This is a genomic window from Mycolicibacterium llatzerense (genome assembly GCF_025331195.1).
Lineage (GTDB): Bacteria > Actinomycetota > Actinomycetes > Mycobacteriales > Mycobacteriaceae > Mycobacterium > Mycobacterium llatzerense.
Genome location: NZ_LXOV01000018.1, coordinates 187656 through 214010, shown reverse-complemented (window position 1 = coordinate 214010; position 26355 = coordinate 187656). Strand labels below are relative to the sequence as shown.

Sequence of the window (26355 nt, the reverse complement as noted above, 5' to 3'; positions counted from 1 at the left end):
GCCAGGCCGCCCGCAGTTTCGCAAACCGACCCCCTCGCTGCGACAATCTCTGACGTGAGTGAGCAGCCCAAATTCCGCAATGTTGCCATCGTCGCGCACGTCGACCACGGCAAGACGACGCTCGTCGACGCCATGCTGCGGCAGTCCGGCGCCCTGACGCACCGCGGCGACGACGCTGTCGAGCGACTGATGGACTCCGGTGACCTGGAGAAGGAAAAGGGCATCACCATCCTGGCCAAGAACACCGCGGTGCACCGGCACCACGCGGACGGGACCATGACGGTGATCAACGTCATCGACACCCCGGGCCACGCCGACTTCGGTGGTGAGGTCGAGCGCGGCCTGTCCATGGTGGACGGTGTCGTGCTGCTGGTCGACGCCTCCGAAGGCCCGCTGCCGCAGACCCGTTTCGTGCTGCGCAAGGCGCTGGCCGCCCACCTTCCGGTGCTGCTGGTGGTCAACAAGACCGACCGGCCCGACGCGCGCATCGCCGAGGTCGTCGAAGAGAGCCACGACCTGCTGCTCGACGTCGCTTCCGACCTGGACGAGGAAGCCCAGGCTGCCGCCGAGAAGGCACTGGACCTGCCGACGCTGTACGCGTCGGGCCGGGCCGGTATCGCCTCGACCACGCAGCCCGCCAACGGCGAAAACCCCGATGGCGAGAACCTCGACCCGCTGTTCGACGTGCTGCTCGAGCACATCCCGCCGCCAGCGGGCAACCCCGAAGCCCCGCTGCAGGCCCTGGTCACCAACCTCGACGCCTCGGCCTTCCTGGGTCGTCTGGCGCTGGTCCGTATCTACAACGGCAAGATCAAGAAGGGCCAGCAGGTGGCCTGGATGCGCGAGGTCGACGGCCATCCGGTGATCACCAACGCCAAGATCACCGAGTTGCTGGTCACCGAGGGCGTGGAACGCACCGCGACAGCGGAAGCCGTCGCCGGCGACATCGTGGCCGTCGCGGGCATGCCGGAGATCATGATCGGCGACACCCTGGCCGACGTGGACCATGCGCACGCGCTGCCCCGCATCACCGTTGACGAGCCCGCCATCTCGGTGACCATCGGCACCAACAGCTCGCCGCTGGCGGGCAAGGTCTCCGGTCACAAGCTGACGGCGCGAATGGTCAAGTCCCGCTTGGATTCCGAGCTGGTCGGCAACGTGTCCATCAAGGTCGTCGACATCGGCCGCCCGGATGCCTGGGAGGTCCAGGGCCGTGGTGAGCTGGCGCTGGCCGTGCTGGTCGAGCAGATGCGCCGCGAAGGCTTCGAGATGACCGTCGGCAAGCCGCAGGTGGTCACCCGGCAGGTCGACGGCAAGCTGCACGAGCCGTTCGAGGCCATGACCATCGACTGTCCCGAAGAGTTCGTCGGCGCCATCACTCAGCTGATGGCCGCCCGCAAGGGCCGCATGGAAGAGATGACCAACCACGCTGCCGGGTGGGTCCGCATGGACTTCATCGTGCCGTCGCGTGGCCTGATCGGCTTCCGCACCGACTTCCTGACCCTGACGCGCGGCACCGGCATCGCCAACGCCGTGTTCGACGGCTACCGCCCGTGGGCCGGCGAGATCCGCGCCCGGCACACCGGTTCGCTGGTCTCTGACCGCACCGGCTCGGTGACCCCGTTCGCGATGATCCAGCTGGCCGACCGCGGTCAGTTCTTCGTCGAGCCCGGCCAGGACACCTACGAGGGCCAGGTCGTCGGCATCAACCCGCGCGCCGAGGACCTCGACATCAACGTCACCCGCGAGAAGAAGCTGACGAACATGCGCAGCTCGACCGCAGACGTGATGGAGACACTGGCGCGGCCGCTGGAGCTCGGCCTGGAACAGGCCATGGAGTTCTGCGCCGAGGACGAGTGCGTCGAGGTCACCCCCGAGATCGTGCGCGTGCGCAAGGTCGAGCTGACCGCCAGCCTGCGGGCCCGGGCCAAGTCCCGCGAGAAGGCTCGCAACAACTAACGAACGACGCTCAACGGCCAGTTAGTACACGCAATTCACGAAAAAGCGTGCGCTAACTGGCCGTTCGGCGTTCGAGCCAGGCCACGCCGTCCTGCGCTGCTTTGATCAGCGCACCGCGTTCGCCGAAATACGTCGAGACCGCACCGACCCACGGCAGCGCGCTCAAGCGCTGCCACCACTTCGTCGGCTGCGGCCGCTTGGCGATCTCGTCGAACGTCGCGCGCAGGATCCCGGCCAGCTGCCAGACCGTCCGCACGACCACCACCGGCATCGACGACGTGATGGCCTCCAGCGGCTTCCAGCCCGGCGGCGGTGCTTCGGGCAGCGGCGCGGGCTCCTGTGCCGGTACGTCGAAGTCTTCCGGCAGCTGCCGCCCGCACAACACCTCGGCCAGCAGGCGCACCTGCTCACGTTGATCGGTGACGTCGTATTCGCGAGCCACCGCGCACAACACGATGGCGTCGTTGACGAACCCGGCCAGTTCGCTCACCGGCAGCACCCGGGCCAGCCAGCCGAAGGCCCCCGGCGTGGCCACCAGCAGCGTGTTCAAGGCGCCGACGCGGTGCACCCACCAGTAGATGCGCTCGTCGCGGCTCAGCCGGCCCCAGGCGGCGGTGCCGGGGAGGTCGGCGGCGTTCATCAGCTGGGCGCCGGCATTCATGGCGAAGTCCGTGGCACTGGGGTTGCGACCGGCCTGAGCGCGCCGGAACCGCAGCCGCAGCCGACGGACCCGGTCGCTCAATCCGCGGGGCGGACGCAGTAACCGGTGCGTGCGCTTGCGCAGCCCGATGGGATCGGCCTGCGACAGCACATTGAGCAGCGGGTTGATCACCGCGACCGCGCGGCTCAGGGCATCGGCGACGTCGGCATCGGAAAGCGGGGTGTACGGCTTCGGCAGCAGGCCCATACCGCTGATTGTGGACTACATCGGCGGCGAGCGGAGCGACAGGGATTTGCCGCGGGGGCATCGGCTGGTGGTTCGGCCCTACCCTGCGGATACCCTGAACGGCGTGCCGACCGCCCGCCGCCAGCTGATGACGACAGGCGCACTGGTGTCGGTTCTGGCGCTGGCCGGCTGCACCGTCAGCCCACCGCCCGCTCCGCGCAGCACGGAGACGACCAAGACCGTCGTCCCACCGCCGCCCAAGATGAGCCAGATCATCATGGCCATCGACTGGATCGGCCCCGGGTTCAACCCGCATCTGCAATCCGATCAGTCGCCGGTCAATGCAGCGATCTCCGCGCTGGTCCTGCCGAGCTCGTTCCGGCCCATCGCCGATCCGGCGTCGCCGTCGGGATCGCGCTGGGAACTCGACCCGTCGTTGCTGTTGTCGGCCGAGGTGACCAACCAGAGCCCGTTCACCGTCACGTACAAGATCCGCCCCGAGGCGCAGTGGACCGACAACGCGCCCATCGCCGCCGACGACTACTGGTACCAGTGGCGGCAGATGGTCAGCCAGCCCGGCGTCGTCGACCCGGCCGGCTACGACCTGGTGACCGGCGTCCAGTCCGTCGACGGCGGCAAGACGGCCGTCGTGACCTTCGCCCGGCCGTACCCGGCCTGGCGGGAACTGTTCAACAACATCCTGCCCGCGCACATCGTCAAGGACGTGCCAGGTGGTTTCGGCGCCGGCCTCGCCCGGGCCATGCCGGTCACCGGCGGCCAGTTCCGGGTCGAGAGCATCGATCCGCAGCGCGACGAAATCCTGCTGGCGCGCAACGACCGCTACTGGAGCGTGCCGTCGGTGCCCGACCAGGTGCTGTTCCGGCGCGGGGGATCGCCTGCGGCCCTTGCTGATTCGATTCGTAACCGGGACACCCAGGTGGCTCAGGTGCACGGCGGGCAGGCGACGTTCGCGCAACTCGCGGCCATTCCGGGCGTGCGCACCGCGCGGATCGTCACCCCGCGGGTCATGCAGCTGACGCTGCGCGCGCAGCGACCGGGACTGACCGACACCCAGGTCCGCAAGGCGCTGCTGGGTCTGCTCGATGTCGGCCTGCTGGCGGCCGTCGGCGCGGGCAGCGACAACACCGTCACGTTGGCGCAGGCGCAGGTCCGGACGCCGTCCGACCCCGGCTATGTGCCGACGGCGCCGCCGGCGCTGGACCGCAATGCCGCGATGGACCTGCTGCACCAGGCCGGGTACAACGTCGAGTCCGCCGTCGCACCGCCGTCGCTGCCCGGCACGCCACCGCCGCCGGGCCACGATCGGCTGGTCAAGGACGGCACGCCGCTGGGGCTCGCCATCGGTGTCGCCGCCAACGACCCGACCTCGGTTGCGGTGGCGAACACGGCCGCCGACCAACTGCGCAGCGTCGGAATCGAGGCCACGGTGCTGGCCATGGATCCCGTGGCGCTGTACGCGGACGGCCTCGAGCGTGTCGACGCGATCGTCGGCTGGCGGCACGCCGGCGGCGACCTGGCGACGGTGCTGGCATCGCGCTACGGCTGCCCGGGTTTGGACGCGACGGCGGTGTCGACCGCGACGACCCCGGCACCGACTCCGCAGCCGACGTCGACCTCCAAAACCGTTGCACCGCAGCCACCGACGCCTTCGGTGACATCGACTGCACCGACCATTCCGCTGCCCAAGCCGCTCGGCGGCGATCAGCTGGTGCAGGCTCCCAGTAACTTGACCGGCATCTGCGACCACGCGATCCAACCCAAGATCGACGCGGCTCTTGCCGGCACCGAGAAGATTGCCGACGTACTGAACGAGTTGGAGCCCAAGCTCTGGGCGATGGAGACGGTGCTGCCGATCCTGCAGGACACCACGATCGTCGCGGCCGGGCCGACGGTCCAGAACGTCAGCCTCACCGGCGCGGTCCCGGTCGGGATCGTGGGCGACGCCGGCAAGTGGGTCAAGGTTCCTTGAGCTGTTCCTGAGCCGGCTTCGGCCCGGGAGCTTTCGTCCGGGCCGCCGACTGCTCCCGTAGCAGCCGGATGCCGTGCGATGAGTACGCCGCCACCGCGAAAACCAGTAGCAGCCACACCGGTGGATGTGCCAGCTCCCAGACGAAGAGCGCCGCGAATGCCGGTGCCCGCTGGGTGATCGCGAGGACGCCCGCCGCGCACGTGAGGGCCACCGCGGGCACGTGCAGGTGCGTGTCCGCCAGGCCATTGAGGGCGAACGTGGCGACGGTGCCCGCAGCCGCGCCGGTGGCCAGTGCCGGGGTGATCATGCCGCCGACCGCGCCGACCCGCAGATACAGCGCGGTGAGCAGTGGTTTGAGCACCAGGAGAACCGCTGCGGCGGCGAGGCTCAGCTGGGCGTCGACGCTGACGATCAGCACGCTGCGGCCGTTCCCGGGCAGTTCGGGACGGTAGATCGAGCAGATGCCGGTGATCAGCCCGGCCAGCGCGACACCCGGGACGAGCACCCAGGAGGTCAGCTGAGGCTTCGGGCCGGCGAGCGCCATCAGCCGGTTGAACGCCAGGCCGATCACCACCGCAAGCGGTGCGATGGCCAACGCCAGCATGGTGAATTGGTACGACAGTGCCGGTTCCGGCCAGGTGAGGTCGCGCTCGAAATGGGTGACGGGGTGCGACACCGCGACCGCCAGGCTCGACGTGATGAGCGCCGTGCCGACGACCTTGGGGTGCCAGGTGCCCATCATGACGCGGGCAGCGAAGAACGCGCCGCCCAGCGGCACGCTGTACACCGCGCCCAAGCCGGCGCCCGCCGCGCAGGAGAGCAGAATCTCGCGGTCGCGGGCGGTCAGCGTCCCCATGGTCGACGCGGTGAGGCGTCCCAGCCAGGTCGTCCCGTAACTGCTCAGGACGGCCGCCAATTGGCGTGGCGCCGTCTCCCGGCCCAGCGAGGCACCGGAGCCGACCACCAGGGCCTGCAATGCCGCGTCGGCCGCCATCGGCAGATGCTGCATCGGCTTCTTCCCGGCGATGGTCGCCGACAGCGACGGCGTCCCATATCGCCGCCGCAGAAGCCACCAACCGAGTCCGGCCAGCGCCCCGCCGATCGCCGGTGCCAGCGCGCGCCGAACCGGCGAGCTGGCGCCGATCCCGTCGAGCAGGAGACCGTACGAATAGTGGTAGGCGAGATGTTCGACGGCGTGCAGCAGCGAGACCGTCAGCGCACCCGCGACCCCGGCCAGCAGGCCGGTGAGCAGCACCGCACTGCCGAACTCGAGCGCACGTCGCGTCACCCGGAGAATGTATGCCAGCCTGGGGGATATGGAGACCCCACGGCTGCTGTTCGTCCACGCCCATCCGGACGACGAGACACTGACTACCGGAGCGACCATCGCGCACTACGCGGCCCGCGGCGCCGACGTGCGGGTGCTCACCTGCACGCTGGGCGAAGAGGGTGAGGTCATCGGTTCGCAGTGGGCGCAGTTGGCGGCCGACGGAGCCGACCAGTTGGGTGGCTACCGCATCATCGAATTGTCCTTGGCGCTCAAGGAATTGGGCGTCGACCACCCTCGGTACCTGGGTGGGGCCGGCCGTTGGCGGGACTCCGGGATGGCCGGCAGCCCGGCGCGGCACCGGACCCGCTTCGCGGACGCCGACATGGACGAGGCCGTCGCTGAGCTGGTGGCCGTGCTGCGGGACTTCCGCCCGCACGTCGTCGTCACCTACGACCCCAACGGCGGCTACGGGCACCCTGACCACATCCAGGCCCACCGCGTGACGACGGCCGCGGTCGCCGCGTCGTCGGGCGACGGACATCCGGGGGAGCCGTGGCAGGTGCCGAAGTTCTACTGGACCGTGATGGACGGCGAGACGATGGCCGAGGGCCTGGCGTCGCTGGACAGTATGGAGCTGCCCGACAGCTGGGTGCGGATTCCGGCGAGTGCCCTGGAGTTCGTGCTCGATCACCCCATCGACGCCATCATCGATATCCCGGAGACCCTGCCGGCCAAGGTCGCGGCCATGCGCGCACACCAGACTCAGGTCACGGTCGAGCCGAGTGGCCTGGTGTTCGCCCTGTCCAACAACATCGCGCTGCCGATCACCGCGTGCGAACACTATGTCTTGGTGGAGGGCACGGCGGGCGAACGCGACGCCCGCGGTTTGGAAACTGACCTACTCAGCGGGATAAACCTGGCGTGACACCCGGATCGGGGGGAGTAGGGTGACCGCCATGGACGCGGATCTGGATCCCAACTTGCAGCACCTGCAGGGCCTTGGCGACAACTATCAGTGGGTCGTCGGCTCGCTGGTTTCGCTGCTCGACAGCATCCCGACCTGACGTCAGCTCCACCGCGCGCCGACCCCGGTCGGATGCGCGCCTTCGTCCTCGGTGTTCTCGCGCTCGACGGCGCCTTGTCGGCCATCGCCGGTGCACTGTTTCTGCCGCTCTACCTCGGCCCGGTGCCGTTCCCGATCAGTGCCCTGATCAGTGGACTGGTGAACGCCGCCCTGGTCTGGGCCGCCCTGCAGTGGACAACCAACTCCCGCTTGGCCGCGCTCCCGATGTGGGTCTGGCTGTCGACTGTCGTGATTCTGCTGCTCGGTGGGCCCGGCGATGACGTCGTGTTCGGCGGCCGCGGAATCATGCAGGCATCGCCGTTGATCTTCTTGCTGCTCGGGGCGACGCCGCCCGGCGCGGTGCTGTGGCGGCATGCCCGGCGGCGCGCTGAAATGCCGCAGTAGCGGCCGGAATCCGGTCTCTCTACACAACTCTCGCCCAGAGCCGTCAACTTTCCCTGACGCGTCAAGGAAAGCTGACGGCTGCAGATCGAACGTGTGGCAAGGGCAGCCGACGCTGCGCGTAGCCGGCGAAACCCGGCAGGTTCAGCCCTTGGCAGCGTGGCCTTCCGAGCCCGCATGCTGGCCCGCGTTGGCGTTGGACGACTGCCCGGCGCCCTTCGCACCCTTGGTGCCCTTGCCGGGCTTCGTCGTTCCGGTAGTGCCGGTTTCGCCCGCGGCCTGGTTGTCCCCGGCGTTCTTGGTCCCGGTCTTGTCACCGGTCTTCTTGCCGCGGGTCTTGACGGGCTTGGGCGCCTTGACCTCGTCCTGCTGCTGGGCAGCCGGTCCATCGGTGTCGCCCGCGGCCGGAGCGCCCGGCTTCGGGTCAGCCTTGGGTTCGGTTTTGGGCTCTGTCTTCAGGTCCGTCTTGGGTTCGGTCTTCGGCTCGGTCTTGGGCTCGGCCTTGGGTTCGGTCTTCGGCTCTGTCTTCGGCTCTGTCTTGGGTTCGCCGGCCTGCGGGTCCGTCGGCTGGCCGGCCTCCGTGGCCTCCGCCTGCGTGCCCTTTTCGTCGGCCTTGCCCTTGTCCTCGACCTTGGCCGGCGTCTCCGCAGGCTTCTCGGTCGGCTTCTCGACTGGGGCCCCGGTCTGGGCGGCGGTTGGCGCGATCTTGCTCGTCGGGTCGGTCTTCTCAGCGGTCTTGGCCGGGGCGAAGCCGGCAGCCAGGCTGGTCAGCGCGGTCTGGACGGACTTGGCGAGCGACTCGAGGGTGGGCGTCGTGGCCGCGAGCGGGCCGATCGGTGGAAACGGCGGGATCGGCGGGATGAGCCAGCCGAAGAAGTAGTTGAACTCGGAGATGCCGAAGTTGATGACCGGCGGAATCGACATCCGGACCACGTTGCGGATGGCCTGGGTCCACACGAACAGGTTCAGCGGATCGTTCACGATCGGAACGACGGCCTGATAGAAGATGTTGTCGGAGATCGGCCTGATCAGCGTGTAGTAGAAGATGTCGGTCTGCGCGGCGATCGCACCCGAGAACGGGACGAACCACCCCGCCCAGTACAAGAGGTCGGTCGCGTAGTCGACGCCCCAGTCGACCCAGGCCTGGATTCCCGTGTACGCGTTGATGAGCCAGTCGCTGGCCGCGTTCTGCGCGCCGACGACGGGCGCGGCGGCCAATGGCGCCGCGGCCAACGGGTTCGGTCCGACCTTGGGTACGACGCCCGCGGCGGGCAGCTTGGGCGGCGCCGGCGGGGTCATATTGCTGGCCGCGGCCAGCAGCTTGACCATGGCCTCGGTCAGGTGCGGTTGGGCAGTGGTCGGGTGCGCGGGGACTGCGACGTCGGCGGGAACGACCTGAATCGGGGTGAGCGCCAGAGCTGTGGCAGTCGCCGCGGCGGCGCCCGCCACCAGATATGAACGAACAGAAACGGACACCATGACTCCTTGAAACGATCGCGTCCCGACCCTCTGAACTTACGCGGTCGTCACTAAAATCTTCCAGTAGTCTGCGCGTTTGCTGTATGTGTCGGGGTATGGGGCCCGCGACGCGCCGACGAGCTGGCGCTACTGTGGCCGGTATGCCAGGCGCAGTGGTTTCAGAATGTGAGACGCGTGGATGAACGCCGACACCACCGGGGTTACACGGAAGTGGCTCTGAACCCCCCGAACGGCGCAGACCTGCCTCTCCCCGTGGTCCCACCGCTCGCCGCGCCGTCACCGTCCGCGTTACGTCGCGTCCTGCGCCGCGCGCGTGACGGTGTTTCGCTCAATGTGGACGAGGCCGCCATCGCGATGACCGCCCGCGGCGACGACCTCGTCGACCTCTGCGCCAGCGCCGCCCGCGTCCGTGACGCCGGGCTGGAAGCGGCGGGCCGGCGAGGTGCGAACGGCCGGTTGCCGGTCTCGTATTCGCGCAAGGTCTTCATCCCCGTCACCCACCTGTGCCGTGACACCTGCCATTACTGCACGTTCGTGACGGTGCCCGGCAAGCTGCGCGCGCAGGGCATGGGCATGTTCATGGAGCCCGACGAGATTCTCGACGTGGCCCGCCGCGGCGCCGAGTTGGGTTGCCAGGAGGCGCTTTTCACCCTGGGTGACCGCCCGGAGGACCGGTGGGACGAAGCCAAGCAATGGCTCGACGAACGTGGCTATGACTCCACCCTCGATTACGTGCGCGCCATGGCGATTCGCGTCCTCGAGGAAACCGGACTGCTGCCGCACCTGAACCCCGGCGTGATGAGCTGGTCGGAACTGTCGCGGCTCAAGCCGGTCGCGCCGTCCATGGGCATGATGCTCGAGACCACGTCGCGCCGCCTGTTCGAGACCAAGGGCCTGGCGCACTACGGCAGCCCCGACAAGGACCCGGCAGTCCGGCTGCGCACGCTCGACGACGCCGGCCGGCTGTCCATCCCGTTCACCACCGGGCTGTTGGTCGGTATCGGTGAGAACCTCACCGAGCGGGCCGAGACCATGCACGCGATCCGCAAGTCCCACAAGGAATTCGGGCACGTGCAGGAAGTCATCGTGCAGAACTTCCGGGCCAAGGATCACACCGCCATGGCCGCGACGCCCGACGCCGGGATCGACGATTTCCTGGCCACCATCGCGGTGACCCGGCTGGTGCTCGGACCCAAGATGCGGATCCAGGCGCCGCCGAACCTGGTGTCCCGCGAAGAATGCCTGGCGCTGATCGGCGCCGGCGTCGACGACTGGGGCGGCGTCTCACCGCTGACCCCCGACCACGTCAACCCGGAACGGCCCTGGCCGGCCCTCGACGATCTGGCCGATGTCACTGCTGAAGCCGGCTATGACCTGGTGCAGCGACTGACGGCGCAGCCGTCGTACGTGCAGGCCGGGGCGGCGTGGATCGACCCGCGCGTGCGCGGACACGTGGATGCCCTGGCGGACCCGGAGACCGGGTGGGCGCGCGACGTCAACCCCGTCGGCATGCCGTGGCAGGAACCCGACGAGGCCTCGGAGTCGTTGGGCCGCACCGATCTGCACACCGCCATCGACACCGAGGGCCGGCTGACGGAGACGCGCAGCGACCTCGGTAGCGCGTTCGGCGACTGGGAGTCCATTCGGGAGAAGGTCTCCGAGCTGGCGGCCCGCGCCCCGGAACGCATCGACACCGACGTGCTCGCCGCGCTGCGTGCCGCGGAACGCAACCCGGGCGGCTGCAGCGACGACGAGTACCTGGCGCTGGCCACGGCCGACGGTCCGGCGCTGGAAGCTGTTGCAGCACTGGCGGATTCGCTGCGGCGGGATGTCATGGGCGACGACGTCACGTTCGTCGTCAACCGGAACATCAACTTCACCAACATCTGCTACACCGGGTGCCGCTTCTGCGCCTTCGCACAGCGCAAGGGTGACGCCGACGCGTACTCGCTGTCGACCGACGAGGTGGCCGACCGCGCCTGGGAGGCGCACGTCGCCGGAGCCACCGAGGTCTGCATGCAGGGTGGCATCGACCCCGAGCTACCCGTCACCGGCTACGCCGATCTCGTGCGTGCGGTGAAGAAGCGGGTGCCGTCGATGCACGTGCATGCCTTCTCGCCCATGGAGATTGCCAACGGTGTGACCCGCAGTGGAATGTCGACGCGCGAGTGGCTCACGTCGCTGCGCGAGGCCGGCCTCGACACCATCCCGGGCACCGCCGCCGAGATTCTCGACGACGAGGTCCGCTGGGTGCTGACCAAGGGCAAGCTGCCGACCGCCGAGTGGATCAACGTGGTGACCACCGCGCACGAAGTGGGTCTGCGGTCGTCGTCGACGATGATGTACGGGCACGTCGACACCCCGAAGCACTGGGTGGGACACCTCAACGTGCTGCGTGGAATCCAGGACCGCACAGGCGGTTTCACCGAATTCGTGCCGCTGCCGTTCGTGCACCAGTCGTCGCCGCTGTATCTGGCCGGTGGGGCGCGCCCGGGGCCGACGCACCGCGACAACCGCGCGGTGCACGCACTGGCGCGGATCATGCTGCACGGCAGGATCCCCAGCATCCAGACCTCGTGGGTCAAGCTCGGCGTCGAGCGCACCCAGGTGATGCTCCAGGGTGGCGCCAACGACCTCGGCGGCACGCTGATGGAGGAGACCATCTCCCGCATGGCGGGTTCGGAGAACGGGTCCGCCAAGACCGTCGCCGAGCTGGTTGCCATCGCCGAAGGCATCGGCCGCCCGGCCCGCCAGCGCAGCACCGACTACTCACCGCTGGCTGCCTAACCGCGAGCCGGCCTGGGGGCACTTCCCGCTTGCGGGGGAGTCTGTACGGGCTTTCGCGGTGTGTCGCGTGCATTCTGCGCACGCTCGCGAGCGGTGAGTGTCACGCTGTGATGCGTGAACATGATCGGTGACCTGCCCGCTCATCCGTTGCTAGTGCACGCGATCGTCGTCCTCGCGCCGCTGACGGCCGTGCTGACAATCCTGTGCGGAGTGTGGACGGCCGCGCGGGAGCGGCTGGTGTGGCTGACGCTGGCCCTGTCCGTGGTGACGGTCGTGCTGACCCCATTCGCCATCGAGGCCGGCGAGGCGCTGATTCACCAGCTACCCAAGAGTCCCGTCCTGCGCGAGCACGCCGAACTCGGCGACACCGCAATCTTTTTCGTCATCGGCCTGCTGGTGGTGTCGCTGGCGCTGACCTCCTTGCACCGTTGGGGCACGCGACTCGGGGACAAGGAGAAGCTGGCCCGTGTCGTGGTGGCGGTACTGGCCGTGGTCGTCGGTGTGGCGACGATCTACCAGATCGTGCGGATCGGGCACACCGGTGCGCGTGCGGTCTGGGGCGGATTCAGCTTGTAGTAGTTCCGCTCGCGAGCAGACGCAAAACTGTCGAATTTCCGGGGAAATCGACAGTTTTGCGTCTGCTCGCGGGAAAACTACAGCCGCGCAGCCAGTTCGGTGCCCTGCCGGATCGCGCGCTTGGCGTCCAGCTCGGCTGCCACGGCGGCGCCGCCGATGATGTGCGGCTCGATTCCGGCCTGGCGCAGTGCGCCTTCCAGGTCGCGGACCGACTCCTGCCCGGCGCAGATCACCACGTTGTCGACCTCGAGGACGCGGGCCCCGGACCGGTCCGGTCCGAAGCTGATGTGCAGCCCGGCGTCGTCGATCTTTTCGTAGTTCACCCCGGAAAGCTGCTGCACGCCTTTGGCTTTGACCGACGCCCGGTGCACCCAGCCGCTGGTCTTGCCGAGCCCGCGCCCCTGGGCGCCCTTGGTGCGCTGCAGTAGGTACACCTCGCGGGCCGGTGGCAGCGGGATCGGGGTGGCCAACCCGCCGCGGGCGTTGCCGCCGTCGGCGATGCCCCACTCGGTTCGCCACTCCTTGAGGTTCAGGGTGGGGGATTCGTCGACGGTCAGGAACTCGCTGACGTCGAAACCGATTCCGCCGGCGCCGATCACGGCCACCCGCTTGCCGATGGGTGCGCCGGTGATCGCCTCGGCGTACGACAGCACCATCGGATGGTCGATGCCCGGGATGTCCGGCATGCGGGGCGCGACACCGGTGGCGAGCACGACGTCGTCGTAGCCGGACAGTTCGTCGGCTGACGCCCGGGTGCCCAGTCGCACGTTCACGCGATGCTTGGACAGCATCGTGGTGTAGTAGCGGAGGGTTTCGTTGAATTCCTCTTTTCCGGGAATCCTTCGGGCCAGATCGAATTGGCCACCGATGTGGTTGCCGGCCTCGAACAGCGTCACGTCGTGGCCGCGCTGTGCGGCGGTGACGGCGGCGGCCAGGCCGGCCGGTCCGGCACCGACCACCGCAACCCGCTTGGTGGTCCGAGTCTTGCCCAGTACCAACGTGGTTTCGTGCCCCGCTCGCGGATTCAGCAGGCACGACACGGTCTTGTGCACGAACGCGTGGTCCAGGCAGGCCTGGTTGCAGGCGATGCAGGTGTTGATCTCGTCGGCCGCGTCGTGTTGGGCCTTGCGGACCCAGTCCGGGTCGCTCAGGAGCGGACGGGCCATCGAGATCAGTTGCACCGCACCGTCGGCCAGAATCTGTTCGGCCGACTGCGGCATGTTGATCCGGTTGGAGGCCACCACGGGGATGGTGACGTGTTGTGCCACCGCATTGCTGATGTCCGCGAACGCACTGTTCGGTACCGACGTGACGATGGTCGGCACCCGTGCTTCGTGCCAGCCGATGCCGGTGTTGAGGATCGTCGCCCCGGCAGCTTCGATTTCCGTTGCCAGCGCGAGGATTTCCTCCCAGGTCTGGCCGTCCTCGACGTAGTCGGCCATGGACAGTCGATAGCAGATGATGAAGTCGCGGCCGACGGCCTCGCGGGTGCGCCGCACGATCTCGACGGGGAACCGGCGGCGCTTCTCGGGCGTGCCGCCCCAGGCGTCGGTGCGCTTGTTGGTGCGCGGCGCCAGGAACTGGTTGAGCAGATAGCCTTCGCTGCCCATGATCTCGACGCCGTCGTACCCGGCCTCGCGGGCCAGCAGCGCGCATTTCACGAAGTCGTCGATGGTGCCCTCTACGTCGCGCAGCGCCCGCGGACGGAACGGGTTGATAGGAGCCTTGATCGACGAGGCGCTGACCGAAAGTGGGTGGTACGCATAGCGTCCCGCGTGCAGCACCTGCAGCAGGATCTTGCCACCTTCGGCGTGGACGGCCGTGGTGATCTTCCGGTGCCGACGGGCGTCGCTCGAGGACAGCATCTCGGCGGCGAACGGCAGCAGCCAGCCGGTCCGGTTGGGTGCATAGCCGCCGGTGATGATCAGCCCGACGCGGCCGCGGGCCCGCTCGGCGAAATACTCGGCGAGCTTGCCGGTGTCGCGGGCGCGGTCCTCCAGACCCGTGTGCATCGAACCCATGATCACCCGGTTGCGGAGCGTGGTGAAGCCAAGGTCCAACGGGGACAACAGGTTCGGATAGGGCGTTGAATGCGGCGCGGTCATCGGTTTCCTCTCAATGCCAGCAGAACTTCGTCCAACCAGTCCACCGATCCCTGCTCGGCGCGGATACCGCCGCGCAGCACCAGGTACTGGTGCAGCGCGCTGCCGGTGAGTGCAGCCGGATCGGGGAACTGACGTTTCTCGTAGCCGAGGTAGGTGTCGAGCAGTGCGGCGCGTTCGGCGCGCAGGGCGTGAATCTGCTCGTGCAGTGCGGCGGTGCTGTCCGCCGAGCCGTACGCCGCGCCGCGCAGCTTCACCGCGAGTTCGCGGGTGCGGGCGTCGGTCACGGCACTGCCGCGCCCGGTGAGCGGTTCGGCGATCCAGCGCTCCAGCTCGGCTCGGCCGGCGTCCGTCACCGAGTAGACCTTCTTGTCCGGCCGGCCGTGCTGCGCGACGACCTCGACGCTCACCCAGGCATCCATGGTGCGCAGCGTCTTGTAGATCTGCTGGTGCGTGGCCGCCCAGAAATAGCCGATCGAGCGGTCGAACCGGCTCGCCAGTTCGTAACCGGAACCGGCTTGTTCGCACAGCGCCACGAGGATGGCGTGGGGGAGGGCCACGGCACGAGCGTAGGTGCTACCGGCGGTCCTATGCAACAAATTGCAAAGCCGAACATGACACGCGTAAAAACCTGTGAGTCGCAACTAGTCGGAAGGTATCTGCAACGGCTAGTGTCAGTAACCACGCGCCCCGGCGCGCAAAGTTAGGTCACACTGAGCCAGACCGCTCAAAATGGGCGCACCATACTGACGTCGGCTCGTTGAGTCCTGATGAGCCAGCAGCCCCCTGGAACAGGAGAACTACCGGTGACGTACGTCATTGCCGAACCCTGCGTCGACGTCAAAGACAAGGCATGCATCGAAGAATGCCCGGTCGATTGCATCTACGAGGGTGCACGCATGTTGTACATCCACCCCGATGAGTGTGTGGACTGCGGCGCGTGCGAGCCCGTCTGCCCCGTCGAGGCCATCTACTACGAGGACGACGTCCCCGATCAGTGGAGTGGATACACCCAGAACAACGCCGACTTCTTCGCCGAGCTCGGCTCGCCGGGTGGTGCGTCGAAGGTCGGCCAGACCGACAACGACCCGCAGGCGGTCAAGGATCTCGCGCCGCAGGGCGAGTGACCCTGTCCGCTCGAACCAAGGTCTCGGCTGCCCTGCCGGTGTTCCCCTGGGACACGCTGGCTGAGGCAACCGCGACCGCGCGTGCCCACTCGGACGGCATCGTCGATCTGTCCGTCGGCACGCCCGTAGATGCGGTGGCCGACGTCATTCGGGAGGCCCTGGCCGCCGCCAGTGCCGCACCGGGTTATCCGACGACGGCCGGCACGCCGGCCGTTCGCGCGTCGGCGGTGGCTGCCCTGCAGCGCCGCTACGGCGTCACCGGTCTGCCGGAGCAGGCGGTGCTGCCGGTCATCGGCACCAAAGAGGTGATCGCCTGGCTGCCGACCCTGCTCGGGTTGGGGGCCGCCGACACCGTCGTCGTGCCAGAGCTGGCCTACCCGACGTACGACGTCGGCGCACGGCTGGCCGGTGCTCAGGTGCTGCGGGCCGATTCCTTGACCCAGATCGGGCCGCAGGCGCCCGGGCTGGTCTACCTGAACTCGCCCAGCAACCCGACCGGCAAGGTGCTCGGTGTCGACCACCTGCGCAAGGTCGTCGGCTGGGCGCGTGAGCGCGGTGTCGTCATCGCGTCCGACGAGTGCTACCTCGGCCTGGCGTGGGACGCCCAGCCGATGTCGGTGCTGCATCCCGACGTCTGCGACGGCGACCACACGGGTCTGTTGGCCGTGCACTCGCTGTCCAAGACGTCGTCGCTGGCCGGTTACCGGGCCGGTTTCGTGGCGGGTGACCCGACGCTGGTCGCCGAACTCCTTGCGGTGCGCAAGCACGCCGGGATGATCGTCCCGACGCCGGTGCAGTCCGCGATGGTCGCCGCACTTGACGACGACGAGCACGAACGTATTCAGCGGGACCGCTACGCCAAGCGGCGCGACGCACTGCTGGCGGCGGTCCGGGGCGCCGGCTTCACCGTCGAGCACTCCGAGGCGGGCCTGTACCTGTGGGCCACCCGCGGCGAGTCCGGTCGTGCGACGGTCGCGTGGCTGGCCGAGCGCGGCATCCTCGTCGCCCCCGGTGAGTTCTACGGCCCGGCCGGCGAGCAGTTCGTGCGCATCGCGCTGACCGCGACCGACGAGCGCATCGCCGCCGCCGTTTCCCGGTTGGCTTAGTCCTTCCGCTTGCGGGAGGTAGTCAACCCGGCTGGGCTAGCGTCCTGACGTATGCAGGTATTCGCCGCCATGTCGCCCGAGCTGCCTCTGACAAGGGTGCCGGCCTACGCGCGCCGGGTCGAGAAGCTCGGGTTCGACGGGCTGCACATTGCGGAGACGATCCACGACTCGCTCGCCGTGGCGCTGTTGGCCGCCGAACACACGGAACGGCTGACCATCCGGACCGCCGTCACCCTGGCGTTCGTCCGCAGCCCCATGCTCACCGCCTACGCGGCCTGGGATGTGCAGACCTACTCCGGTGGGCGGTTCGAGTTGGGCCTCGGCACCCAGATTCGGCAGAACATCGAAGACCGGTTCGGCATGCCCTGGAGCGAACCGCGGGCGCGGATGGCCGATTACGTCAGTGCGCTCAAGGACATCTTCGAGGCGTTCCGTACCGGCGGGTCGGTGCACCACGAGGGCGACGCCTACCGCATCTCGCGGCTGCAGCCGTACTTCAACCCCGGGCCGAATGACCTGGCGCCACCACGCATCTGGCTAGGTGCGGTCAATGCGCGCATGTGCGAGCTGGCCGGCGGGGTGGCGGACGGTGTCGTCACGCATTCCACGAATTCCGATCCCGACTATTTGAGAGACGTTGTGCGCCCGGCACTTCAGCGTGGCGCACAGGCCTCGGGTCGGGCCGAGTTGCCTCAGCTCGTGGCGTCGACCGCGATCGCCACCGGCAGCACCGACCTGTTGGTGGAGCGGGAACGCGAGCGGCAACGCCGGATGCTGACCTTCCTGCTATCGACCCCCGCTTACGCGACGACGCTCGAGCGGCGGGGCTGGGACACGCTGGCCGATGATCTGCGCGGGCTCATCAAGCAGGACCGGTGGGCTGACTTGCCGGCGGTTCTGAATGATGCAGTGCTCGATCAACTCGTCACCAGCGGCCGCTATGACCAACTGCCAAACCTGTTGCGGGACAAGTACGACGGCATTGCCGACGGGGTCGTGCTGCCGCCGATGAGCGCCGGCGACGACGACGGGGCGGTGCTGGCCTGCGTCCGGGACCTACAGAGCGGAGCGGCGTCGGGTTGACACGTGGCGCGTTCAGTCCACGTCGAGTTGCGGCGGCACTGCCGAAGCCAATGCCGCCCGGCACGCCACGATGGCCGGTGTCTGGCTGATGGCGGTCCGCGTTGCCGTGAACACCACCCGCCGACGCGGGTCGACGTCCACGACGCGTAAATCGGGACGGCGCCGCACTCGCATCAGGTCGGGCAGGATTGCGACCGCGTTGCCATTCTCGATCAGGGCGATCTGGGCTTCGAGGTCGTCGGTCTCGAAGCGGACGTCAGGCTCGAAACCTGCTTGCCGGCAAAGCTGTTCGGCCCAGTGCCGGGAGGCGGTGCCTTCGGGCTCCATCGTCCACGGCAGTTCGGCAGCATCTTCGACCGAGGAGACGCGGTCCCAGGGGTCTCCGGTCGGTGGCACAGCCAGCCGCAGCAGGTCGGTGGTCAACGGTGCCCGGTGCAGATCGGGATACGCGCGCGCGGCATGCCCCGGATACTCCTCGGCGATCACCAGATCGAACTCGCGCAGCCACGTCTCGTAGAGGGCCTGCTCCGGTTCGCGTTGCGACATCGTCACGCGCAGACGCGGATGGCGGGTCGCCAACTCCGTCAGCATCTGTGGCATGAAGGCCGAGGCCGCCGATTGGAAGACGGCCAGCCGAACGGTGCCGGACGCCTCGTCGCTCTGCACCGCGACATCGGAGGCGGCTTGCTCGAGCCGCGCCAAGATGACCGCGGTGTGCTCGACGAGCACCTCTGCCGCGGGGGTGAGCCGCAGCCGGCGCCCGACCTTCTCCAGCAGCGGCACGCCGACCTCGCGTTCGAGCTGGCTCAGCGCCTGAGAGACCGACGACGGGCTTTGGTGCAGGGCTTCGGCGACGTCGGACAGGGTCCCACGCAGGCTCAGCTCGTGCAGCAGGCGCAGCCTGCGGACGTCCAGCAGATCGGCACGTGGATATTTCATTGTTACTTAAGCTTTCATGTCAGAAATCATCGCTTTATTTTAAGTGTCTGGTCGGCTCATGATGGGCAGATGACGGAGCTGAGCAGCAGGGACGACCTGCTGACCGAGGTGGTGGCCCAGGTGCGGTACTGGCTCGACGATGCTGCCCGCCTGCCCGTCGCCCCGGCCGGCCGCCGATTGGCTGAGGTCCTTCGCGATCCGGATGGCCTGGATTTCACCGTCGGCTTCGTCGACCGCGTGATCCGGCCCGAAGACCATCGGGTCGCGGCTGCCAATCTGCGCACCCTGGCGCGTAACGCCCCTGGCTTCCTGCCGCTGCATGAACGGCTGTTGATCAAGCTCGGTGCTCTGGTGTCGGTGATTGCGCCCGGCCTGGTCATCCCGGTCGCCCGGAATGTGTTGCGCCAGATGGTCGGTCACCTGCTCGTCGACGCGACTGATGCCCGCCTCGGACGATCCATCGCACGGATCCGCAAGCGTGGCGTCGGACTCAACATCAATTTGCTCGGTGAGGCCGTGCTGGGGCAGGCCGAGGCGGCCCGACGGCTGGAAGGCACCGAACGCCTGCTTGCCCGTCCCGACGTCGACTACGTGTCGATCAAGGTCTCGGCCACCGTGCCGCCGCACTCGCCGTGGGCGTTCGACGAAGCCGTCGACCACATCGCGCAGAACCTGCTGCCGTTGTTCACGCAGGCCGCGACCGCGCCGACGAAGAAGTTCATCAACCTCGACATGGAGGAGTATCGCGACCTGGAGCTGACGATCGCGGTGTTCATCAAGCTGCTGGACCGGGCCGAACTGCTCGACCTCGAGGCGGGGATCGTCTTGCAGGCTTATCTGCCCGATGCGCTGAGCGCGATGATGCGTCTGCAGGACTGGGCTCGTGCGCGTCGCGAGCGGGGCGGCGCGGGCATCAAGGTTCGGCTGGTCAAAGGCGCCAACCTGCCGATGGAACACGTGGAGGCCTCGCTGCACGGCTGGCCCGTGGCGACCTTCTCGACCAAACAAGACACCGACGCCAATTACAAGCGGGTGCTGGATTACGCACTGCGGCCCGAACACACCGCGAATGTGCGTATCGGTGTCGCCGGGCACAACCTCTTCGACATCGCCTACGCGTGGACGCTCGCCGGGCGTCGCGGCGTCCGGGATCACGTGGAGTTCGAGATGCTGCTGGGGATGGCGGAGGCGCAGGCCGAAGCCGTCCGGCGTACCGTCGGCGGTCTACTGCTGTACGTACCGGTGGTGCACCCCAAGGACTTTGACGTGGCCATCGCCTACCTGGTGCGCCGGTTGGAAGAAGGTGCCAGCCAGGACAACTTCATGTCCGCGGTGTTCGAGCTGCACGACGACCGGGCGTTGTTCCAGCGCGAGAAGGACCGGTTCATCGCGTCCATCGCCGATCTCGTTGGGGAGAGCGTGGTTCCGGTGCCCAACCGTCGCCAGGATCGCCGTACCGATGATCCACGCGCCGCCGTGAGCCCGGCCGGTGGATTCGCGAATGTCGCCGACACTGATCCGGCACTGCCCGGCAATCGACTGTGGGGACGAGCGATCACCGACCGGATCGCCACGTCGTCGGCGGGCGTGGAGCTGGTCGCCGAGTACACCGTGTCGAGTGGGGCCGCGCTGGACGGGATCATCGCCGACGGTGTGACCGCGGGCGCGACCTGGGCTGCGTTGGCCGGTGCGCAGCGGGCGGCAGTCCTTCGGCGTGCGGCGGCCACGCTGCAGGCAGCGCGGGCGGTATTGCTGGAGGTGATGGCCGCCGAGTGCGGCAAGACGCTGGATCAGGGCGATCCAGAGGTCTCCGAGGCCATCGATTTCGCGAATTACTATGCGGCACAAGCGGAAAATCTGGACTCGGTCGACGGTGCCGTCGCGGTGCCGACCGGATTGACGGTGGTCACGCCGCCATGGAACTTCCCGGTGGCGATCCCCGCCGGATCCGTGCTGGCCGCGCTGGCCGCGGGTAGTCCCGTCATCATCAAACCTGCCACTGCGGCCAGGCGGTGTGGATCCGTTATGGTGCAAGCGCTTTGGGATGCCGGCGTGCCGCGCGATGTGCTGCAGTTGGTGCACCTCGATGAGGGCGAACTCGGCACGCATTTGGTATCCGACCCGCGGGTTGCCCGGCTTATCCTCACCGGTGCCTTTGAGACCGCAGAGTTGTTCCGCAGCTTCCGGCCCGACTTGCCGCTGCTGGCGGAGACCAGCGGCAAGAACTCCATCATCGTCACCCCGCATGCAGATCTCGATCTCGCGGTGAAAGACCTGGTGTACTCGGCCTTCGGGCACGCAGGTCAGAAGTGCTCGGCTGCGTCGCTCGGCATTCTGGTGGGCTCCGTCGCCCGGTCCGCGCGGTTCCGCGACCAGCTCGTCGATGCCGTCACCTCACTGAAGGTCGGCTACCCGACAGACCCGACCGTGCAGGTGGGACCCATCAACGAACCCGCGCACGGCAAACTGCTGCGGGCACTCACGCAGCTCTCGCCCGGGGAGCAGTGGCTGGTAGCGCCCCGCCAACTCGATGACACCGGACGGCTCTGGTCACCGGGAGTGAAGACCGGGGTTCGGCGCGGCTCGGAGTTCCACCTCACCGAGTACTTTGGTCCGGTGCTGGGTCTCATCGCCGCCGATGACCTCGATGAGGCGATCGCCATCCAGAACCAGGTCGACTACGGACTGACAGCAGGCCTGCACAGCCTGGACCGCGCCGAGATCGAACGCTGGCTCGACCGGGTCGAGGCCGGCAACGCCTATGTGAACCGCTCGACCGTCGGGGCGATCGTGCGGCGTCAACCCTTCGGCGGGTGGAAGAAGTCGGCGGTGGGCGCGGGCGCCAAGGCAGGCGGCCCGAATTACCTGATCGGGCTGAGTGACTGGCGTTCCGCGCCGGCGAGCCAAACGGCGTCGATAGCGCCATCCGTACGCGCGATCCTGGACGCTGTGCAGGCCTTTGCGCTGAATCCCGGAGCACTCGATTTCCTCGAACGGTCCTTCGGATCCGACGCACATGCCTGGGCGACGGAGTTCGGCGTAGCTCGCGATGTCTCCGCCCTGATGGCGGAGAGGAACGTCTTCCGGTACCTGCCCGTGCCGGTGACGGTGCGTGCCGAGAACGCTGATCCGGCAGTGGTGTTGCGGGTGGTCGGGGCGGGAATCCTGGCCGGTTCCTCCGTGACCGTCTCCACCCCGGTTCCGCTCGATCAGGCGATTACCGACACGCTGCCAACCGCCGGCGTCGTCTGCCGGGTGGACGATTCGGTGTCGTGGCGGAACACGCTGCGCGACAACGCTCCTGGACGCGTTCGCCTCCTCGGCGGCAGCCGCGAACAGTTCGCTCGCGACAGTGCCGGCGCTGTCGGGATCGCGCTCTACGCGGGGCCGGTTGTCGAAGCCGGTCGGGTCGAGCTGCTGACGTTCCTGCACGAGCAGGCGATCGCGGTGACCGCGCACCGATTCGGTTCTCCGACGCCGTTGTCCGAGAACCTGTTTCGGTGACGCTGCGGCTCAGAGCGCGTAGGCGAGCTTGAACTTGTCGAGCAGATACGGCCCCGACACCACCGGCTCGTAGCGCGGCGGATTGTCGGCGCTCGCGCAGGTGGGGATGCACTCGATGACGGCGTCGAAGTTGGGTTGATGGAAGAACGGCAGGCTGAACCGTTCGCCACCCGCGCCGTTGCTCACCACGCGGTGCACGGTGCTGACCCAGCGGTCGTTGGTCCACCTGGCGAGCAGATCACCGATGTTGATGACGAACGATCCAGGGACCACGGGCACGTCGAGCCACTCGCCGCGGTCACCCCGAACCTGTAGCCCGCGCTGAGATTCATCCTGCAGCAGGATCGTAGATTGCCCCAGTCGCTGTGCTGGCTCAGCCGGATTTCACCGGCCGGCCGGTCGTCGGCAGGGTAGTAGTTGGCCATCAGGTTGGAGTTGTGCCGGTCGATCGACGCGTCGAACCAGTCCTCGCGCAGACCCAGTGCGAGTGCGAACAGCCGGGCCAATTCGGTGGCCAGTAACTCCATTTCGGCGTAATAGCGCTCGTACGCCGCGCGGAAACCGGGGAGTTCGGGCCACCTCGGCGCGACGAACATCCGCTCGTCGGTCCAGCCGTCGCCGCCCATGCCCTCCGGGTTGCCCAGCGGGAAGTGGACGAACTTCTCGACCCGGTCCGGCGCCTGGTGTTCGGCGTCGACATCCGCGCCGTCATTGGTGGCCGCGAGCTTGCCCGCGCTGCTGAATCCGCGGGCCAGTGGGTCACCGGGTTGCGTCCTGAGGCGGTCTTTTTCGGCCTGCGGCAGGGCGAAGAACCCGCGCAGGGCGTGGTTGACGTCGTTGATGGCCTTGTAGGGCACACCGTGCCCGACCAGGAGCAGGAAACCGCTGGTCTCGCAGCACCGGCCGATCGCGTCGGCCACCGCCTGGCGGTGCGTCGGGTCGCCACTACGGGCGCTGCTGATGTCTATCACCGGGACGAAGCCGTCCTGCAGGACGACCTGGTCGACTATCACTTCTGGTTGGGTCATGCGTTCGACGCTAGAACCTCAACCAAGGTTGAGATCAAGTGTGAATGGTATTCTCTCACAAGGACGTTTCTGCGTGGGGTGAATCACTGACTCTCGTGAATCGTGCGGCCGACGCGCGGCGCGTCGGCCGCCACGGTCAGCCCTCACGGACACTGTTCGCGCACATAGCCGGCGGAACCGGGGGCTACGAGGCGGCGGTCCCGAAGAATGGTCAGCGGAGCTCGGTCTGCCGTCGCGCACACATCTCGGAACGAACCCGACAGGTTGTCGGTGTACTCGATCTGGAGGATGTGCGGTCCGTACACCTGCCGGTAGTGATCGCACTCCCGGTAGGCGGCGCACTCCTCGGCGACGACGAAGTCGAAACCGATTGTACGGCGCCCGATCTCGGCTGCTTCGGGAGTGTTTTTCTGGGCGACCGCGAGACCGCGGTCGTGGGCCAAAGCGGTGAACGATCGTGCGAGTTCGACGGCTCCCGCCTCATCGATGTGACCGGTGGTCGCGTCGGAGAACCGTTTGAAGGTGTCGAAGTTGTCAAGATCGATCGCGTCAAAACCCTTGTCGGCACACGCGGAGAGCACTGGCGTCAGGACACCGAGAATGATCGATCGCTTGGCTGCAGTCGACGGGTCGAGAACGTACTCGTCGGGCCAGTCGGGGTCACGCACGGGCGACCCGTGGGCGTCGCGCAGTACTGCCTCACCATGGTTGTGCAGCCAGCTGTCACCGTCGCCTGGTTGGGTCTGAAAACCGTTCAGGTAGCAGACGCTGTATGCGCCTGGCATCGGGCGTGCCGAGGCGTCCCGGACCACCACCGCCAGGCCGGGGATGTCACCTGCGCCGCCCAGTTGGTAGTCGAATGAGCCTGTTGTGGGTGGCAATCGGACCCGATGCGCGGCCGCGGGCTGTGTGACCGACGGTTCGGACCGCGGAGCAGACGGCGGATCGACCGGTCGAGCACATGCGGTCAGCAGCGCCACCGCGATCAGCAGCGCTCCCCGGAAGGTCGTCATCCTCGGCTGGCAGGCGGATCGGTGTACGCGTGCAGCTGTAGCAGCGTCCACGCCGCCAACGACTGCGCGTCGGTGATCTCACCGCGGCGGATCATGTCCTCGATCTGTGTGGCGGTGAACCACTCGCTGTGCATGTCCTGCTCTTCGTGCTCGCGGTCGTGCTCGCCTTCGGTGATGCCGGTCGCCAGGTAGGCCCAGCCGCGTTGACTGCACATCCCCGGTGCGACATCCAGCTGGCCCAGAACCTGCCACGTGTCGGCTCGCAGCCCCGTCTCTTCACGGAGTTCCTGCGCGGCGAGATCCGCGGGCGCGGGCTCGTCGCCGTCCAACGTGCCCGGCGCGGTGCCCTGGACAAACTCCCAGCGCCGCAACCCAATTGGATAGCGGAACTGTTCCACCATCCGGTACCGGTCGCCGTCGCGGGCGATCACCAGCGCGTACGTGGGTTTGTCCACCACCCCGTAGATGCCGGTGGTGCCGTCGGGACGACGGATGTCGTCTTCGCGCACCGACATCCAGTTGTTGCGGTACACCTCACGACTGGACAGTCTCTCGATCGGGTCCACCCGCCCAGAGTAGCCTCACGCACATGCTGCTGACCTCCCTGAACCCCGCGGTGGTGGCCGCCGGGCACGACCTCGAAGACGCGGTGCGCATCGACGGCGCGGTGTTGTCCCGCAGCGATCTGGTCGGGGCCGCCACGTCGGTGGCCGAACGGGTCGCCGGCGCGTCGCTGGTGGCCGTGCTGGCTCGGCCGACGGCCAAGACGGTGCTCGCGGTCGCGGGCTGCCTCATCGCAGGCGTGCCGGTGGTCCCGGTGCCCGCCGACGTCGGCGCGGCCGAACGGCGGCACATGATCACCGACTCCGGGGCGCAGGCCTGGCTGGGGGAGGTGCCCGACGAAACCGAAGGGCTACCGGTCATCCCGGTGCGGCTGCATGCTCGGTCCTGGCACCGCTACGCCGAACCATCGCCGGATTCGACCGCGTTGGTCATGTACACCTCGGGCACCACAGGGTTGCCCAAAGGCGTGGTGATCAGCCGTCGCGCCATCGCCGCCGACATCGACGCGTTGGCCAAGGCCTGGGCCTGGACGCCGGCCGATACCTTGGTGCACGGCCTGCCGCTGTTCCACGTGCACGGTCTGATCCTGGGGCTGCTGGGCTCACTGCGGATCGGAAATCGCTTCGTACACACCGGAAAACCCACGCCGGCCGCCTACGCCGCCGCGGGCGGCTCGCTGTACTTCGCGGTGCCGACCGTCTGGTCCCGCGTGGTGGCCGATGCTGGGGCCGCCGAGGCGCTCCGCGGAGCGCGACTGCTGGTGTCGGGCAGCGCAGCGCTGCCGGTGCCGGTGTTCGACGACCTGATCCGGCTCACCGGACATGCGCCGCTGGAGCGCTATGGCAGCACCGAATCTTTGATCACCCTGTCCACCCGGGTCGACGGCGAACGCCGGCCCGGCTGGGTCGGGTTGCCGTTGGACGGCGTGCAGACCCGGCTGGTCGCCGAAGATGGGTCGCTGGTGCCGCACGACGGGGAAACCATTGGCCGGCTTGAGGTTTCCGCGCCGACGATCTTCACCGGCTATCTGAACCGGCCCGAGGCGACGGCCGAGGTGCTGGGCGACGACGGCTGGTACCGCACCGGCGACGTCGCGGCCATCGATGAGGGCGGTATGCACCGCATCGTCGGTCGCGAGTCGGTGGACCTCATCAAGTCCGGCGGTTTCCGGGTCGGCGCCGGCGAGATCGAGACCGTCCTGCTGGGCCACCCGGGTGTATCGGAGGCCGCGGTTGTCGGCGTGCCGGACGACGACCTGGGGCAGCGCATCGTCGCGTTCGTGGTCGGGTCGGCGTCGTCGCAGGAACTCATCGACTTTGTCGCACAACAGCTTTCGGTGCACAAGCGGCCGCGCGAGGTGCGCCTCGTCGACAGTTTGCCCCGCAACGCCATGGGCAAGGTGCAGAAGAAACTCCTCGTCTAGGCAACGTCGTCGCGATGGAGGACGGTTGTCAGATGGAGGTGCTGTCCGGACGCC

20 protein-coding genes and 2 pseudogenes are annotated in these 26355 nt (G+C 68.1%); 11 read left to right on the top strand and 11 right to left on the bottom strand.

Annotated features, from left to right (window positions below):
- The first annotated feature begins 54 nt into the window (after window positions 1-54).
- On the top strand, window positions 55-1959 hold the full coding sequence (gene typA / locus A7G45_RS30640; protein WP_043395565.1) for a translational GTPase TypA: 1905 nt from the start codon (window positions 55-57) through the stop codon (window positions 1957-1959).
- Window positions 1960-2011: 52 nt separating this feature from the next.
- Here the strand turns inward: typA and A7G45_RS30635 are convergent, their stop codons facing one another.
- Window positions 2012-2866: a hypothetical protein gene (locus A7G45_RS30635; RefSeq protein ID WP_260943059.1), complete on the bottom strand. Its 855-nt coding sequence runs from the start codon at window positions 2864-2866 to the stop codon at window positions 2012-2014.
- A 127-nt stretch (window positions 2867-2993) separates the two neighbouring features.
- Here A7G45_RS30635 and A7G45_RS30630 point away from each other — a divergent pair, with 127 nt between their 5' ends.
- On the top strand, window positions 2994-4835 hold the full coding sequence (locus A7G45_RS30630) for an ABC transporter family substrate-binding protein (RefSeq protein ID WP_071288591.1): 1842 nt from the start codon (window positions 2994-2996) through the stop codon (window positions 4833-4835).
- On the opposite strand, the gene A7G45_RS30625 is transcribed toward A7G45_RS30630, so the two are convergent.
- On the bottom strand, window positions 4822-6123 hold the full coding sequence (locus A7G45_RS30625) for a chloride channel protein (RefSeq protein WP_260943056.1): 1302 nt from the start codon (window positions 6121-6123) through the stop codon (window positions 4822-4824). The two genes, A7G45_RS30630 and A7G45_RS30625, sit on opposite strands and share 14 nt — an antisense overlap.
- Before the next feature lie 28 nt (window positions 6124-6151).
- On the opposite strand from A7G45_RS30625, the gene mshB reads away from it, so the two are divergent.
- Both mshB and A7G45_RS30615 read left to right on the top strand, forming a co-directional pair.
- Window positions 6152-7030 carry an N-acetyl-1-D-myo-inositol-2-amino-2-deoxy-alpha-D-glucopyranoside deacetylase gene (gene mshB, locus A7G45_RS30620; protein ID WP_260943055.1) on the top strand — a complete coding sequence of 293 codons (879 nt, stop codon included), beginning with the start codon at window positions 6152-6154 and terminating at the stop codon, window positions 7028-7030.
- A gap of 90 nt (window positions 7031-7120) precedes the next feature.
- The gene (locus A7G45_RS30615; RefSeq protein ID WP_260943054.1) at window positions 7121-7573 is read left to right on the top strand and encodes a DUF6113 family protein; all 453 of its coding nucleotides are present in this window, start codon (window positions 7121-7123) and stop codon (window positions 7571-7573) included.
- A gap of 141 nt (window positions 7574-7714) precedes the next feature.
- On the opposite strand, the gene A7G45_RS30610 is transcribed toward A7G45_RS30615, so the two are convergent.
- Window positions 7715-9046, bottom strand: a complete 1332-nt coding sequence (locus tag A7G45_RS30610) for a hypothetical protein (RefSeq protein ID WP_260943052.1) — start codon at window positions 9044-9046, stop codon at window positions 7715-7717.
- Window positions 9047-9259: 213 nt separating this feature from the next.
- On the opposite strand from A7G45_RS30610, the gene A7G45_RS30605 reads away from it, so the two are divergent.
- Both A7G45_RS30605 and A7G45_RS30600 read left to right on the top strand, forming a co-directional pair.
- Window positions 9260-11836 carry a bifunctional FO biosynthesis protein CofGH gene (locus tag A7G45_RS30605; protein ID WP_260943051.1) on the top strand — a complete coding sequence of 859 codons (2577 nt, stop codon included), beginning with the start codon at window positions 9260-9262 and terminating at the stop codon, window positions 11834-11836.
- Between the two features lie 120 nt (window positions 11837-11956).
- Complete coding sequence (locus A7G45_RS30600) at window positions 11957-12412, top strand: DUF2231 domain-containing protein (protein ID WP_276555900.1); 456 nt, start codon at window positions 11957-11959, stop codon at window positions 12410-12412.
- 77 nt (window positions 12413-12489) lie between these two features.
- Here the strand turns inward: A7G45_RS30600 and A7G45_RS30595 are convergent, their stop codons facing one another.
- Window positions 12490-14517 (bottom strand): NADPH-dependent 2,4-dienoyl-CoA reductase, encoded by a 2028-nt coding sequence (locus tag A7G45_RS30595; protein WP_260943048.1) that lies wholly within the window; start codon window positions 14515-14517, stop codon window positions 12490-12492.
- The gene (locus A7G45_RS30590; protein ID WP_260943047.1) at window positions 14514-15074 is read right to left on the bottom strand and encodes a PadR family transcriptional regulator; all 561 of its coding nucleotides are present in this window, start codon (window positions 15072-15074) and stop codon (window positions 14514-14516) included. The genes A7G45_RS30595 and A7G45_RS30590 overlap by 4 nt, the downstream gene beginning before the upstream one ends.
- A gap of 246 nt (window positions 15075-15320) precedes the next feature.
- Here A7G45_RS30590 and fdxA point away from each other — a divergent pair, with 246 nt between their 5' ends.
- The 3 genes from fdxA to A7G45_RS30575 are packed head-to-tail and all read left to right on the top strand — an operon-like array spanning window position 15321 to window position 17830.
- Window positions 15321-15641, top strand: coding sequence for a ferredoxin (gene fdxA / locus A7G45_RS30585; RefSeq protein WP_029121628.1), 321 nt, complete (start codon window positions 15321-15323; stop codon window positions 15639-15641).
- Window positions 15638-16747, top strand: a complete 1110-nt coding sequence (dapC, locus tag A7G45_RS30580) for a succinyldiaminopimelate transaminase (protein ID WP_308204186.1) — start codon at window positions 15638-15640, stop codon at window positions 16745-16747. The genes fdxA and dapC overlap by 4 nt, the downstream gene beginning before the upstream one ends.
- A 51-nt stretch (window positions 16748-16798) precedes the next feature.
- Window positions 16799-17830, top strand: a complete 1032-nt coding sequence (locus A7G45_RS30575; protein WP_260943035.1) for a TIGR03617 family F420-dependent LLM class oxidoreductase — start codon at window positions 16799-16801, stop codon at window positions 17828-17830.
- Between the two features lie 12 nt (window positions 17831-17842).
- Here A7G45_RS30575 and A7G45_RS30570 read toward each other — a convergent pair whose 3' ends face one another.
- Window positions 17843-18769 carry a LysR family transcriptional regulator gene (locus A7G45_RS30570; RefSeq protein WP_260943033.1) on the bottom strand — a complete coding sequence of 309 codons (927 nt, stop codon included), beginning with the start codon at window positions 18767-18769 and terminating at the stop codon, window positions 17843-17845.
- A 69-nt stretch (window positions 18770-18838) separates the two neighbouring features.
- Here A7G45_RS30570 and A7G45_RS30565 point away from each other — a divergent pair, with 69 nt between their 5' ends.
- Entirely contained in the window at window positions 18839-22273 is a 3435-nt protein-coding gene (locus A7G45_RS30565; protein WP_260943031.1) for a bifunctional proline dehydrogenase/L-glutamate gamma-semialdehyde dehydrogenase, read from the top strand.
- Window positions 22274-22282: 9 nt separating this feature from the next.
- Here A7G45_RS30565 and A7G45_RS32615 read toward each other — a convergent pair whose 3' ends face one another.
- From A7G45_RS32615 to A7G45_RS30540, 5 genes and pseudogenes are all read right to left on the bottom strand, one after another.
- A complete protein-coding gene (locus A7G45_RS32615) occupies window positions 22283-22462 on the bottom strand; it encodes a hypothetical protein (protein ID WP_260943029.1) in 180 nt (59 codons plus the stop codon).
- A 3-nt stretch (window positions 22463-22465) separates the two neighbouring features.
- A pseudogene (locus tag A7G45_RS32610) lies at window positions 22466-22612 on the bottom strand (2OG-Fe(II) oxygenase family protein); the annotation flags it as partial.
- A 431-nt stretch (window positions 22613-23043) separates the two neighbouring features.
- Window positions 23044-23301: pseudogene (locus tag A7G45_RS30550) on the bottom strand (2-oxoglutarate and iron-dependent oxygenase domain-containing protein); the annotation flags it as partial.
- Between the two features lie 143 nt (window positions 23302-23444).
- Entirely contained in the window at window positions 23445-24314 is an 870-nt protein-coding gene (locus A7G45_RS30545) for an endo alpha-1,4 polygalactosaminidase (protein WP_260943028.1), read from the bottom strand.
- Complete coding sequence (locus A7G45_RS30540) at window positions 24311-24829, bottom strand: NUDIX domain-containing protein (protein ID WP_276555896.1); 519 nt, start codon at window positions 24827-24829, stop codon at window positions 24311-24313. Before A7G45_RS30540 ends, A7G45_RS30545 begins: the two co-directional genes overlap by 4 nt.
- Before the next feature lie 74 nt (window positions 24830-24903).
- On the opposite strand from A7G45_RS30540, the gene A7G45_RS30535 reads away from it, so the two are divergent.
- Complete coding sequence (locus A7G45_RS30535; RefSeq protein WP_260943024.1) at window positions 24904-26301, top strand: acyl-CoA synthetase; 1398 nt, start codon at window positions 24904-24906, stop codon at window positions 26299-26301.
- Window positions 26302-26355: the final 54 nt, after the last annotated feature.

Bases quoted from the DNA above. Each gene is read 5' to 3' on its own strand.
- A7G45_RS30635 (WP_260943059.1), bottom strand. From the start codon at position 2,866: ATGGGCCTGCTGCCGAAGCCGTACACCCCGCTTTCCGATGCCGACGTC.
- A7G45_RS30630 (WP_071288591.1), top strand. From the start codon at position 2,994: ATGACGACAGGCGCACTGGTGTCGGTTCTGGCGCTGGCCGGCTGCACC.
- mshB (WP_260943055.1), top strand. From the start codon at position 6,152: ATGGAGACCCCACGGCTGCTGTTCGTCCACGCCCATCCGGACGACGAG.
- A7G45_RS30600 (WP_276555900.1), top strand. From the start codon at position 11,957: ATGATCGGTGACCTGCCCGCTCATCCGTTGCTAGTGCACGCGATCGTC.
- A7G45_RS30595 (WP_260943048.1), bottom strand. From the start codon at position 14,517: ATGACCGCGCCGCATTCAACGCCCTATCCGAACCTGTTGTCCCCGTTG.
- A7G45_RS30575 (WP_260943035.1), top strand. From the start codon at position 16,799: ATGCAGGTATTCGCCGCCATGTCGCCCGAGCTGCCTCTGACAAGGGTG.
- A7G45_RS30570 (WP_260943033.1), bottom strand. From the start codon at position 18,769: ATGAAATATCCACGTGCCGATCTGCTGGACGTCCGCAGGCTGCGCCTG.
- A7G45_RS30565 (WP_260943031.1), top strand. From the start codon at position 18,839: ATGACGGAGCTGAGCAGCAGGGACGACCTGCTGACCGAGGTGGTGGCC.
- A7G45_RS30545 (WP_260943028.1), bottom strand. From the start codon at position 24,314: ATGACGACCTTCCGGGGAGCGCTGCTGATCGCGGTGGCGCTGCTGACC.
- A7G45_RS30540 (WP_276555896.1), bottom strand. From the start codon at position 24,829: ATGTCGGTGCGCGAAGACGACATCCGTCGTCCCGACGGCACCACCGGC.
- A7G45_RS30535 (WP_260943024.1), top strand. From the start codon at position 24,904: ATGCTGCTGACCTCCCTGAACCCCGCGGTGGTGGCCGCCGGGCACGAC.